Source organism: Undibacterium umbellatum (assembly GCF_014284125.1).
In the GTDB taxonomy this organism is placed as follows: Bacteria; Pseudomonadota; Gammaproteobacteria; order Burkholderiales; family Burkholderiaceae_D; genus Undibacterium; species Undibacterium umbellatum.
Genome location: NZ_JACOFX010000006.1, coordinates 64,175 through 75,813, shown reverse-complemented (window position 1 = coordinate 75,813; position 11,639 = coordinate 64,175). Strand labels below are relative to the sequence as shown.

Here is an 11,639-nt window from a genome sequence, read left to right as displayed (position 1 = left end):
CATCAAAGCGGAGGTTGATTTATTCAGCCTTCGCTTTTTTATGTGGTAGGCATGCGGTTAGCAATCCAATTGCATCTAAGTTATTTTATGCTTGCCCGCTTCTTCTAGCCAACGCTCGCATAGAAAAGGAACGATGCTGCCTGCCTTTCCACGCATGAACTTGAAACCAAAGGGTAACTTATCCATTTCCAGGGCAATCAGTATTTTCTCTGCCCTGCCCCGCGCAGCCTTGACCAGCGATGCGGCAGGAAAAACTGAAAGTGAAGTACCAACCACCAGCACCTTAGCCGCAGTCTCAATATGCCGCCGTGATTCTGTCATGTACTCGACATCTTCACCAAACCAGACAATATCAGGGCGGAGTTGCGTGCCATCTTCACATAGTTGTCCCATAAGTATGGGCGCTGCATTGATACGGTAACGCCTGCGAGCATCAGAAGTACCTCGCGCATAGTTCAACTGTCCATGGACATGAATTACATGGGTGGAGCCTGCTCTTTCATGCAGATCATCGACATTTTGGGTGATCACGACTACTTCGTAAGCTGACTCAAGGGCAGCAATTGCGCAATGCGCTATATTCGGCAGTGCCTCTGCAGCGTGTTTGCGACGTTCGTTATAAAATTCCAGAACGACTTCTGGATGCGCGCGCCACCCAGCGGGGCTGGCTACAGCTTCCCAGGAGTAGTTATGCCATAAGCCATTCGCATCGCGAAAAGTTGGAATGCCGCTCTCGGCACTAATGCCAGAGCCGGACAAAATGACGATTTTGTTGGATTGTATTTCAGGTTTCACGCTTCTGACTTCAATTTAAGACATCAAAGAAGCATCAGCCTACCATTATCCGTGCGGGTGATGTCAATGATCCCCTCATCGCCGTCATGCCTGCATGCATACTTCGTACTGCCATCAGCTTTTGGAGCTGAATGATGCCAGCCATTTTTTCTCTGATGCTGTCAACGTTTTTTGCAGCATGCGCTCTGGTACTTCCCAGACCACGACTTTAGGTGGCTGGGTTTTGAATTCTTTACTGTTCAGATAGGCAAAGGCAGCACCATCAAAATCACCGCCATCCTTGGCAAGATTGGCGACTGGTGCACCCAGATACTGGCTCAGGAATGGTACAAAATTCGCAGCACGGCTGAAGGAGGTTCCAAGCAGCGCCACCGTTGGCAAACCTGCGTCACCAAACAAGTCATCGCTGGCAACTGCTACCGGCGCAACCTTGCTGACCTGGGTCACTTCAGTTGCAGGCCGCATCCAGGCTGGCAGTCCCTCCAGATTGGAAACGCGCATCAGATCACCAGATCGTTCAGTCGTATTGGTTTGTATGGCCTTGGGGTCAGGCGGCGTGACTGGCTTGTCAACCAGCTTCATCGCTTGTAAGCGCTCTGCCAGGGTCTTTGCAGCCAGATCAGCACCACGCTCATTCCAGTGAGAATCACTGCGATAATAGCGCTCTCCCGTCATGGCAGCCAGCGCTGGTGTGAAGTTGAGCACTTCAACCCTGTTATTGACCAGCGTGGCAACCCAGTCATTCACGCGATTGGCAAAAGCCGCAGGACGATGCAGGCCACATAAATGGCTTTCTTCTATGCGGGTTTTATCCGGCACGACGGCGACCACCAGCTTGATGCCGCTCTTTTGCAAGTCACTCGCAGTCTGGCTGATGATTTTTGCCCTGGCGGCGGCATTGTCTGCTGCGTTGGCATGTGGCGTGAGTTCATCTGACAAAAATAGCCAGCCCGGGCAGCCCTGGCGCACTGATGCACCGGTATCGCCTGCTATCACCCAGGTAACGCCACGTTCAATTTTTGCAAATGATTTGCTTAACAGGAAGTGGTCATTCAGTTGCGCGGAGAATTGCCGTGTCGCCTCGCCTTCCAGCAAACGCCGGGGATCAGCAATGCCTTCCCATTTTTCAACAGGCACATCGCGCAAAGATGATTGCGTTACGGCGAAACCACCCAGCATGATAAGGCTAAAGGCCGCTACCGGAATAAAGCGTGTCCAGCCAGCTTTTTGGGGATCAAAGGTAAAACACTCACTCATGATGATCTCCTAAAACTGGAAGTACAAAAAGGGAATCGCTTTTTGCCCGGCCAGAACCACGACAGCATAAGCAAAAGTCAGTACTGGCCAGGTCATGCTCCAGCCTGCAAAGCCGAGACCACCCTGCTTGCCAATTTTGGTGGCAGGATAAATGACACAAATCAGGCCAAGCACAAAGGTCAGGATAATGCTGGGGCGCAGCGCCTGTGCAATCGCATCGCCCATGGCGACGCCATGCATGCCAAACTGGCCTGCCCATATATCAGTGGCGGTGGAAAAACTCTCGGCACGGAAAACTGTCCACGCCAGCATGACAACAAGCAAGGTCAGAGTGCGTGACAAATAATTGGGCATGGATAAACCACGCTGCGTAAATGCACGGTCACAGCAAAGGGCCGTGCCCTGAATAATGCCCCAGATCAGGTAATTCCAGTTCTCGCCACCATGCCACAGGCCACCTATGGCCATGGTCAACAGAAGATTGATATAGGTGCGGGCAGGGCCACCACGGTTACCACCCAGGCTGATATACAAGTAGTCACGCAACCATGACGACAGCGTCATATGCCAACGCCGCCAGAAATCCTGTATTGATACGGCCAGATAGGGATTATTGAAATTCTCCTGGAAATCAAAGCCCAGCATCATGCCCAGACCTATGGCCATGGCGCTATAACCGGCAAAGTCAAAATACAATTGCAGTGTATAAGCAGCGCAAGCAGTCCAGGCATCGATCAAACTGGGATTGTGCAAGCCAAATCCCAGAGTGACGATGGGAGATAAGGTGTCGGCAATCAAGACCTTCATCGAAAAACCAACCATAAAGCGACGCACGCCAGCGGCAAATTTATCGATGGAAAAAACCCGCTCGCGCAATTCAGTATCGATAACCTTGTAGCGCACAATCGGGCCAGCGATCAAATGCGGGAACATGGCCATATAGGCGCTGAAAGAAATAATGCTGTACTGCGCATCCACAGTTTTTCGACGCACATCAACGATATAAGAAATCGCATGCAAGACCGTGAAAGACAAGCCTATAGGCAACATCAGGTTTTCCCACGGTATGGTGGGCATGTCACGCCCTGTCAAGATGGTATTGAGTGAATACACCAGCATATTGGTGTACTTATACCAGACCAGGGAAGACAGATTAAGAACAATGGCAATGACCATCAAACGGGTTTTGCGCTGCTCGCTCTGGCTCTTGTCTATCAGTATTGCAGCACCCCATCCCAGGACGGTCAGGGCGATGATCAGCAGCAAAAACTTTGGGGTCCACCATGCATAAAACAGCCAGCTACCGACCAGCAGGATGTGATTACGAAAGCGCTGGGGCGTGACGAGATAAATTGCAAAAAATAAGGGGAGAAAGAGTGTAAGAAACTCCAGGGACGCAAATACCATAGCCAGAACCCGTATTCAGATCAGGATGTACTGTCGCGTACAAAGAAAGTCTGGCGCGCTTTTTTGCCAGGCATGAGCACCACGCTATAACGTTCGCCTGGTTGTAATTGTCCCAGGTCGACTACTTTGCCTGCATCTTTGGCATCACACATTACCTGAGTTTTCAGGCCGATGGGGTTAACCAGACGACGCTGCAGGCCGGCTGGTTTAACAGCTTCCACTATGGCTGTGTTTTTTTCGGCCACATTCAAGCCAGCAGCATTGCATGACTTATCCAGATTCAGCAAGGCGACAGAAGCCTTACTGGCATTGAAATCGGTAGGCGTATCCTTGACGACCACGGTATCTATCCCTGCGCCATTGCTGACGATGGCAATGGTCACGAACTCGCCCGGCTTGGCGACTACTTCCACTGCTGCCTTGGCATTGCCTACCTGTACATTGGCTGCTAGCTTGGCACCAGCTTTGACAGGATAAAAGCGGGAAACCCTGCCGTCACCCTGAGCAGCCAAAGCTACTTTGGCTGCGCCGTTGACGACATTGGCTTTATCTTCACTTGCATTGAGGAACCTGACAAAGGATGAATCCTGAGCAGGCCCGGTTTCATACAAGGGATTGTCGGCGTGTGCAGCCAGAGTCAAGGCTGAAGTCAAGCAAGCAAAGATAAGCTTTTTCATGGGTAATCAGTGTCCGTAATTATTTTTTGATGGTCTGCAAGACTGCCGGCGAAGAAATCGCATTGCCAATTGCTGCGCCCCAGGCTTTGTAACCCGCCAAATCAAAATGCTGACCATCAGAAGACGCCCATTCACCCGGCTTGGACAAAGTCAGCGAATCTATGTAAGTACAGGGAGCGACGATCTCGGACAAATAACCCGACATTTCTTTAGCGCGGGCAAATGTCTTATTGAACTTACCACCTTCAGTACCCCATGCAGGGCCAACCCAAACGCAACCTACCGCATTGTTTTTGACGCCTTTGGTGAGGCGGGACACTTGTTGCCAGATCCAGGTCTTCGGCAATTCAGGCGCAGCGTAAGAAGCCATAGTGTCGCCATTGACGACAACCACCAGATTTGGCTTGTAGGTTTTGATGAGTTCATTGAATGGACGTGTCATCGCATCCTGACCGGTTTTGACTTCTACCGGGCCATCCTTGATACGCGCAGCACCGCCGCAAGGCGACTGACTCTTCACCATCCAGTCACCAGCTGCAACACCGCAAGCACCGAAGGAATACACCACAGCACCCTTGCTCATCAAATCGTCATGCAGGGTGGTGATCAGGTAATCTGGAGTCGACATATGGCTATCGCCAATAATCAGGACGGTCAGTCCGGCTAACAGTGCGCTCATGGTATGTTTACTTTTAAATATTCATTTAAAAAATATTCGTCGTTTTTGCGCGCCTGGCTGTTTGACAAGCATGCTGGACGAACTCTGGAAACTAAATCTTGCATTTATTTACACTTCATTGCATTTGCTTACAATTCACTTGGACCTTGTCCCAAGTTCAAGACTAAGGACAGATATTTATGCAAATACAGCAATAAAATCTAGTTTAAACAAACCAGTTTGAAATTCCAGCTAGTTGACGAAAGTTCACAAATACATTTCTTTAAGCAATAAATTTAAGCAGGGAAACTGCAAGCGATTTTTACATGTAAATTGAACTCATTTGGCGCGGGGCGTGCACCGGGACATGTAAATAGTGCTAAGCTTCAACAAGCTGAAGATTAAGCGGCTGAACAGCTTATTTTTCAGGCAAGCTCCAAGTAATATGGATCAAATTTGCCTGTTCCCGGAATTTAATATGGGCAGCCCTGATTAATCCCTTATAATTAAGCAGTTATGACAAGCGGCGGCATGAAAATGCTGCCCGTTTTATTTATGGCTATCAAACATTTCCTGCAGTTCTCCGATTTCACCTTGTCCGAGTTTGAATACGTGATGCAGCGCGCCCGCATCATCAAGCAACGTTTCAAGGCTTATCAAACTTATCACCCATTGCTGGATAGAACCCTGGTGATGGTGTTCGAGAAAAACTCCACCCGTACCCGCCTGTCATTTGAAGCAGGCATGCATCAACTGGGCGGTGCTGCCATCTACCTCAATACCCGCGACAGCCAATTGGGCCGTGGTGAGCCGGTAGAAGACGCAGGCCAGGTCATGTCACGCATGTGCGACATCATCATGATCCGCACCTTTGAGCAGGAAATGATAGAACGCTTTGCTGCAAATTCACGTGTGCCAGTCATCAATGGCTTGACGAATCAACATCATCCCTGCCAGGTATTGGCAGATGTATTTACTTATATTGAACACCGCGGCTCCATCACCGGTAAAAAGGTGGCATGGATAGGTGACGCCAATAACATGCTGTACTCATGGCTGCAAGCAGCACAGGTATTCAACTTCCATCTGCATATCTCCACGCCGAAAGGCTATGACATGGACTTGAAGCAGGTGACGGCAGACCCATCGCAATACACGGTATTTGACAGCCCGTCCGACGCTTGCGCCGGAGTCGACCTAGTGAATACCGATGTCTGGACCAGCATGGGCTATGAAGATGAAAACCAGGCCCGCCTGAAAGCCTTTGACGGCTGGATAGTCGATGAAGCCAAGATGGCCCGCGCCCATCCTGACGCCCTTTTCATGCATTGCCTGCCCGCCCACCGTGGAGAAGAAGTGTCTGCCGGCGTGATAGATGGCCCGCAATCAGTCGTCTGGGATGAAGCAGAAAACCGCCTGCACGTGCAAAAAGCCTTGCTGGAATATTTGGTTGTAGGCGAGATTCGCTAGTCTTGTTTCAAACGCCGTAATTTTTGGAAAAGACCTCTCAACACAGAGGCACAGAGAAAAAACAAGAGAAAATCTTGTGACTTGAGATTTAATCTGCGTCAATAAAGACTGTCTTGGTTCAATATCTCTGTAATCGTTTTGTATTGGAAGGGGCAAGATCAAATTAAGGGTGGTCATAGTCGCTAAGTCGCAGACAAATAAGTGATGTTTTTCCTCATTCTTTTCTCTGTGTCTCTGTGCCTCTGTGGTGATCTTTTCGGTCTTAAGCCTTAAGTTTTAATTTTTCGAAAGCACATCATGAGCGATACTAAAAAAGTCGTCCTCGCCTATTCTGGCGGTCTGGATACCTCTGTCATTTTAAAATGGCTGCAAGATAATTATCAGTGCGAAATCGTCACTTTCACTGCCGATCTGGGCCAGGGTGAAGAGCTGGAACCAGCGCGTGCCAAAGCCATCAAGTTTGGTATCAAGCCTGAAAATATTTATATCGATGATGTACGTGAAGAATTTGTGCGCGATTTCGTCTTCCCTATGTTCCGCGCCAATACCGTGTATGAGGGTGAATACCTGCTGGGTACCTCCATCGCTCGTCCGCTGATCGCCAAACGCCTCATCGAAATCGCCAAGGAAACTGGTGCAGACACCATTTCCCACGGTGCGACCGGCAAAGGTAATGACCAGGTGCGTTTCGAGCTGGGCGCCTATGCGCTGATGCCAGGTATCAAGATCATTGCTCCGTGGCGTGAATGGGATTTGCTGTCCCGCGAAAAACTGATGAAATATGCTGAAGATGCAGGCATAGAAATCGACCAGAAGCATAAAAACGGTGGCGCGCCCTACTCCATGGACGCCAACCTGCTGCACATCAGCTTTGAAGGCCGTCACCTGGAAAACCCAAGTGCCGAAGCCGAAGAATCCATGTGGCGCTGGACTGTCAGCCCAGAAGCGGCACCAGACCAGCCAGAATACCTGGATGTAGAATTTGAGCGCGGTGACATCGTCGCACTGAATGGCGTACGCATGTCGCCAGCAACCGTACTGACAGAACTGAACCGCCTGGGTGGCAAGCACGGCATAGGCCGTCTGGATCTGGTAGAAAACCGTTATGTCGGTATGAAATCCCGCGGCTGCTATGAAACACCCGGCGGCACCATCATGCTGCGCGCCCACCGTGCAATTGAATCCATCACCCTGGACCGTGAAGTCGCCCATCTGAAAGATGATCTGATGCCACGTTACGCCAGCCTGATTTATAACGGCTACTGGTGGGCACCAGAGCGCGTCGCGCTGCAAACCCTGATTGATCATACCCAACACACAGTCAATGGCTGGGTACGCCTGAAACTTTACAAAGGCAATGTCATCACGGTATCGCGCGATTCGAAAACCGATTCGCTGTTCGACATGAACATCGCTACCTTTGATGAAGATGGCGGCGCCTACAACCAGGCAGACGCTGGCGGCTTCATCAAACTGAATGCATTGCGCATGCGTATTGCTGCCAATGCCCGCGCAAAACGCGGTCAGTAACGCAGTCAATAACTATCTGAACACTTAACCTATTCCCGACCCGCCCATTCATTTGCGCGGGTCTTTTTTTCGGAGTTGCCCTGCATGTCTACCCAATTTGATCAAGTCAGCGTCGTCAAGAAAGCCAATCTGTTTTTTGATGGCAAATGCGTTTCCCACACTGTATTGTTTGCCGATGGCAGCAAAAAAACCGTGGGCATCATCTTCCCTTCCAGCCTGGTTTTTAACACTGGTGTCGCAGAAATCATGGAATTGAACGCAGGCAAATGCCGCGTGCGCATCAATGACGAAGCTGAATGGTCCACCTATGAAGGTGGTCAGCAATTTAATGTACCAGCAAATGCAAAATTCGAGATTGAAACTCTGGAGACACTTGATTACGTCTGCCATTTTGCCTGATTCGCCATGAATCCCTGATGGGCCAGCAGAATGAAACATGGCCCATCATTGCTATATAACTCGAAACGCAGACTAATCCTGAGCATCTGCCTGCTCATGCAATTGAAAGCATTGCCAGGCAAGTTCACGCAGACGCTGGCGCAATGCTGGCGGCGCAATCACTTCCAGTTCTGGCCCTATCCCCAATAACATTTGCGCAGCATGCTCTATGGTTTCTATGGGCAGAGTGATGGTTTGCCAGGTTTGATCCTGCCCATTAATTATTTTATCCCGTTGCGTTTCCACTGCCTGCGCTGCAAAGGCACACAGTTTGCTTATCCTGTCGCGGCCTGCAGCTGAGACACGCAAATGTGCCGTGTTTGATCTCAGTTCTTTTTCAAACCTTGCTGTTGCCTCATTCCAGAAATCTGGCAAATCAAAATCACCAAGTCTGTCGAAGTATTCTTCCATTACTTGCATGTCAGTGATGTGTACTACTTTGAAGATGCGTATTCTTTTAGAGCTGCTGGCACGACTCTGGCTATTCGCCACTAAATACCAGCCCCCCGCCTTGAGCACCAGGCCCAGAGGTTCCATTTGCCATTGCGGCAAGCCAGACCAGCTTTCATAACTGGTTTTCAGTTTCTGCTGCGCCATTACGGCGCGGGCAATGCGCGGCAACTCCATGGTACTTTGCTCATTGCGATACCAGTCGTTGGTATCCAGACTGGCGTGCTCACCCCGCCTGGTGTCATCGGTGGTTTTGAGAATGGTGTCGGCTTATTTGTTTCCGATGAAGAGGAGGAAGGCAAACCCATCAAGGTGCGCGGCATCTGGGACAATATCTCAGCCACGACATGCCGCTGGCAACAGGCGGCTTCCCGCGATGATGGAAAAACCTGGGAAGACAACTGGATCATGGACTGGGTGCGGGTAAGCTGAGTTTTACGCTTACTCTCACTTCGGCCATCTGGCCTGCAAACTCTTGCAGGCCATCAGCCCAGTTATCAGTGCAGTTTATCCAGGGCAGTATCCAGTACTTCAGGTTTGAAACCACGGATTTGTCGATTGCCCACCAGGATCAAGGGGACGATATCGCCCTTTAATTGTATAAAGTCTTGTTTTGCCTTGGGAGAGTCGTTGATATCCATCTTTACAAAGGCGATATTCCTGGCCTTCAGATGTTCTTGCGCTTTCGCACAAAAAGGACAGGTAGCCGTTGCATACACCACAACCTGGGTTTTCGCATCAGGGAAATAAGCGCTGTAATCCCCTTCCACATAGGCCGGGGTCAGCCAGCGCGGGACGTTAGCAGCAGCCAGCCCTACCCCCAAACCTGCCACAAGTATCAAGGCGTATGCAGCAAATGACTTCAATTTTTGTTTCAGCATTCTCTTCCCGACCCCTCTTGATAGCTCAAAACCATTTTATAAAGTGGCGCAAAGCAGGACAACTCCGCGGCAATTGAACTTGAACGATATTCTTCAAAAGCAAATGTTGTCAATATAAATATTCAATAAGTATATTTAATAAATGAATATTGACTTGAAAATATCGTTAAAATAAGATCAACAAGTTGAGATCACACTCAATACCAAGCGTTTGACTTTCATACATCCACAGGAGTCTGTAATGAACAAAATGAAAAAAGCGTTGTTTGTATTTTTTGTTGGCGTTGGCGTTTCTTTCGGCATCGCCGGAAGTGCCTCTGCATTAGTACCATGCGAAGCATGCTATGCCTGGCTTGAAGAATGCCAGAATGGCGACCAGACAGCCTGCAATAATTATTACAAACCTATCCACCGCTGCTCAGGTTGTTAGTTCAAACGTGAGACGAGCGGCCAGGTGCATGGCAAGACAGACACGCGCCGCTCTTTCACCTGTCATGAAGCCATATTTCAGCCAAGACAATCTTTTGTAGATTACTCCTCCTGTTGAAACACATCTCAATACTTCTGCTGTAGAAAACGAAGTAACTCTGGTGCGTTTTCAAGTTCATACTTGATGAGCAAATCTCTGTAGCGACCAGATGAAACGAAGTGCCTGAATTCTTGATCAAAACGATCACGTAGCAAACCCAGTTTTTTCGATTTGGCAAAAGCCAAGTGACTTGGAACGACATCAATGGCAAAGGGTAATTGCAGGATTTTTTCTGCTATTTCTTTATTCCTTGGCAGTTTCAGCAAATAGGATGCGGAGTAATAATTACTGGGAAATAAATCTATTCTTCCTATCAGTAATTTTTTCATGCTTTGTTCCAGCTCGTAAGCTTCATCCAAGCGCAACTTGTGCCGCACTTCTTCAAATCTGGGTCCGTAGTTGATTTTGCGCACAGTGCCGATGCGCATGCCTTCCAGACTGGAGAAATCACCATTGAATACGACGCCAGCATCTTTTCTGGTATAAAAATAAACCGCTTGTGGAACGATAGCCTCTGCACTGAAGTCCAGAAACTGCTCACGTTCTGAGGAATGAAAAATAGTGAAGATACAGTCGCGCTCACCAGTCTTGAGCATTTCCAGGGACCTGGCCCAAGGATAGATTTCAACTTCTATCGTATGCCCCATATTCTTGAAAACGCCACTGACGATGTCCACAGCGAAGCCTTTGACACGGCTATCGCTATCTTTGTAGATCAAGGGTGGGTAATCCAGCGATACGCAGCGGTACGTTCCGGCGTGGGCAAACACAGGCATGAGCATGCACATTAGCAACGCCAGCCTATATCCTTGCTTCACGCTCGTCTCCTCCAATAAATTGCCACGAAGCGGAATACGCCAGTTAGTTCAGTATGCCAAACGCCCGAACAAAGCATCAAAAACTTGAGCTATCTGCTTTTGAAAAGCTGGCCGCTCTTGCAGGCGAGCATACCATGCGAGCACGTTTGACGGACGTTCCACTTCCAGTCCCATTGTAAAGTACCGATGCAGGATAGACCCTGCAGGAATATCTGCCATACTAAATTGCGCGCCAGCCAGATAATTTCTTGTCGCCAGATAACCATCCAAAACACGGAAATGCTTTTGACAGGACGCTAGTAAATTGCTGATCACTTTTTCATCGCGTTGTGCTGACGGTGTGCGGTAATAACTCCAAAAAAGACGTATGAAGTCTGCCTGCAACGTTGTGGCTGACCAATCCATCCAGCCATCGGCCAGCGCACGCTCCGCCGCAGACTCTTGCCAAAGTGTAGCACTTCCATAGTGAGCTGCCAGATATCGTACAATGGCATTTGACTCCCAAACAACAGTATCGCCATCTCGCAGGACAGGCACGCGTCCATGTGGATTCATGGCAAGAAATTCTGGCGTATCCAGACCACCAAAGCTGCCGCCAGCATTTCTGTGCTCATAAACCAGACTTAATTCATCCAATGTCCACAGCACTCTTTGTACATTGTATGAAGTGTCTCTGCCCCATACAGTGATCTTGCTTACATCCATATTGCACTCTCAATGTTCATGATT

Annotated in this window: 14 protein-coding genes; 5 read left to right on the top strand and 9 right to left on the bottom strand. The window is 49.2% G+C overall.

The window, feature by feature from the left end; all coding sequences use genetic code 11:
* Window positions 1–75: 75 nt before the first annotated feature.
* The 5 genes from H8L47_RS13545 to H8L47_RS13525 all read right to left on the bottom strand — a co-directional run bounded on the left by H8L47_RS13545 (window position 76) and on the right by H8L47_RS13525 (window position 4,815).
* Window positions 76–795 (bottom strand): SIR2 family NAD-dependent protein deacylase, encoded by a 720-nt coding sequence (locus H8L47_RS13545; RefSeq protein WP_186954137.1) that lies wholly within the window; start codon window positions 793–795, stop codon window positions 76–78.
* Between the two features lie 114 nt (window positions 796–909).
* Window positions 910–2,052 (bottom strand): alginate O-acetyltransferase AlgX-related protein, encoded by a 1,143-nt coding sequence (locus H8L47_RS13540; protein WP_186954136.1) that lies wholly within the window; start codon window positions 2,050–2,052, stop codon window positions 910–912.
* A 9-nt stretch (window positions 2,053–2,061) separates the two neighbouring features.
* Window positions 2,062–3,459, bottom strand: a complete 1,398-nt coding sequence (locus tag H8L47_RS13535) for an MBOAT family O-acyltransferase (RefSeq protein ID WP_186954135.1) — start codon at window positions 3,457–3,459, stop codon at window positions 2,062–2,064.
* Window positions 3,460–3,479: 20 nt separating this feature from the next.
* Window positions 3,480–4,136, bottom strand: a complete 657-nt coding sequence (locus H8L47_RS13530) for an alginate O-acetyltransferase AlgF (RefSeq protein WP_186954134.1) — start codon at window positions 4,134–4,136, stop codon at window positions 3,480–3,482.
* Between the two features lie 19 nt (window positions 4,137–4,155).
* The gene (locus H8L47_RS13525) at window positions 4,156–4,815 is read right to left on the bottom strand and encodes an SGNH/GDSL hydrolase family protein (protein ID WP_186954133.1); all 660 of its coding nucleotides are present in this window, start codon (window positions 4,813–4,815) and stop codon (window positions 4,156–4,158) included.
* A 534-nt stretch (window positions 4,816–5,349) separates the two neighbouring features.
* On the opposite strand from H8L47_RS13525, the gene argF reads away from it, so the two are divergent.
* From argF to ppnP, 3 genes are all read left to right on the top strand, one after another.
* Window positions 5,350–6,264, top strand: a complete 915-nt coding sequence (gene argF, locus H8L47_RS13520; protein WP_186954291.1) for an ornithine carbamoyltransferase — start codon at window positions 5,350–5,352, stop codon at window positions 6,262–6,264.
* A 297-nt stretch (window positions 6,265–6,561) separates the two neighbouring features.
* A complete protein-coding gene (locus tag H8L47_RS13515; RefSeq protein WP_186954132.1) occupies window positions 6,562–7,794 on the top strand; it encodes an argininosuccinate synthase in 1,233 nt (410 codons plus the stop codon).
* An 84-nt stretch (window positions 7,795–7,878) separates the two neighbouring features.
* On the top strand, window positions 7,879–8,193 hold the full coding sequence (ppnP, locus tag H8L47_RS13510) for a pyrimidine/purine nucleoside phosphorylase (RefSeq protein WP_186954131.1): 315 nt from the start codon (window positions 7,879–7,881) through the stop codon (window positions 8,191–8,193).
* Between the two features lie 72 nt (window positions 8,194–8,265).
* On the opposite strand, the gene H8L47_RS13505 is transcribed toward ppnP, so the two are convergent.
* The gene (locus tag H8L47_RS13505) at window positions 8,266–8,859 is read right to left on the bottom strand and encodes a helix-turn-helix transcriptional regulator (protein WP_186954130.1); all 594 of its coding nucleotides are present in this window, start codon (window positions 8,857–8,859) and stop codon (window positions 8,266–8,268) included.
* A 6-nt stretch (window positions 8,860–8,865) separates the two neighbouring features.
* Here H8L47_RS13505 and H8L47_RS13500 point away from each other — a divergent pair, with 6 nt between their 5' ends.
* Window positions 8,866–9,114, top strand: a complete 249-nt coding sequence (locus H8L47_RS13500; protein WP_186954129.1) for a hypothetical protein — start codon at window positions 8,866–8,868, stop codon at window positions 9,112–9,114.
* A 65-nt stretch (window positions 9,115–9,179) separates the two neighbouring features.
* On the opposite strand, the gene H8L47_RS13495 is transcribed toward H8L47_RS13500, so the two are convergent.
* On the bottom strand, window positions 9,180–9,563 hold the full coding sequence (locus H8L47_RS13495) for a glutaredoxin family protein (protein WP_186954128.1): 384 nt from the start codon (window positions 9,561–9,563) through the stop codon (window positions 9,180–9,182).
* A gap of 241 nt (window positions 9,564–9,804) precedes the next feature.
* On the opposite strand from H8L47_RS13495, the gene H8L47_RS13490 reads away from it, so the two are divergent.
* On the top strand, window positions 9,805–9,993 hold the full coding sequence (locus tag H8L47_RS13490) for a hypothetical protein (protein WP_186954127.1): 189 nt from the start codon (window positions 9,805–9,807) through the stop codon (window positions 9,991–9,993).
* A 125-nt stretch (window positions 9,994–10,118) separates the two neighbouring features.
* On the opposite strand, the gene H8L47_RS13485 is transcribed toward H8L47_RS13490, so the two are convergent.
* Window positions 10,119–10,910, bottom strand: coding sequence for a substrate-binding periplasmic protein (locus tag H8L47_RS13485; protein ID WP_186954126.1), 792 nt, complete (start codon window positions 10,908–10,910; stop codon window positions 10,119–10,121).
* A 48-nt stretch (window positions 10,911–10,958) separates the two neighbouring features.
* Window positions 10,959–11,615, bottom strand: a complete 657-nt coding sequence (locus H8L47_RS13480; RefSeq protein WP_186954125.1) for a glutathione S-transferase family protein — start codon at window positions 11,613–11,615, stop codon at window positions 10,959–10,961.
* Window positions 11,616–11,639: the final 24 nt, after the last annotated feature.

Coding starts and splice junctions, on each gene's coding strand:
- H8L47_RS13535 (WP_186954135.1), bottom strand. CDS start 3,459: ATGGTATTTGCGTCCCTGGAGTTTCTTACACTCTTTCTCCCCTTATTT.
- H8L47_RS13480 (WP_186954125.1), bottom strand. CDS start 11,615: ATGGATGTAAGCAAGATCACTGTATGGGGCAGAGACACTTCATACAAT.
- argF (WP_186954291.1), top strand. CDS start 5,350: ATGGCTATCAAACATTTCCTGCAGTTCTCCGATTTCACCTTGTCCGAG.
- H8L47_RS13490 (WP_186954127.1), top strand. CDS start 9,805: ATGAACAAAATGAAAAAAGCGTTGTTTGTATTTTTTGTTGGCGTTGGC.
- H8L47_RS13540 (WP_186954136.1), bottom strand. CDS start 2,052: ATGAGTGAGTGTTTTACCTTTGATCCCCAAAAAGCTGGCTGGACACGC.
- ppnP (WP_186954131.1), top strand. CDS start 7,879: ATGTCTACCCAATTTGATCAAGTCAGCGTCGTCAAGAAAGCCAATCTG.
- H8L47_RS13505 (WP_186954130.1), bottom strand. CDS start 8,859: ATGGAGTTGCCGCGCATTGCCCGCGCCGTAATGGCGCAGCAGAAACTG.
- H8L47_RS13515 (WP_186954132.1), top strand. CDS start 6,562: ATGAGCGATACTAAAAAAGTCGTCCTCGCCTATTCTGGCGGTCTGGAT.
- H8L47_RS13530 (WP_186954134.1), bottom strand. CDS start 4,136: ATGAAAAAGCTTATCTTTGCTTGCTTGACTTCAGCCTTGACTCTGGCT.
- H8L47_RS13525 (WP_186954133.1), bottom strand. CDS start 4,815: ATGAGCGCACTGTTAGCCGGACTGACCGTCCTGATTATTGGCGATAGC.
- H8L47_RS13495 (WP_186954128.1), bottom strand. CDS start 9,563: ATGCTGAAACAAAAATTGAAGTCATTTGCTGCATACGCCTTGATACTT.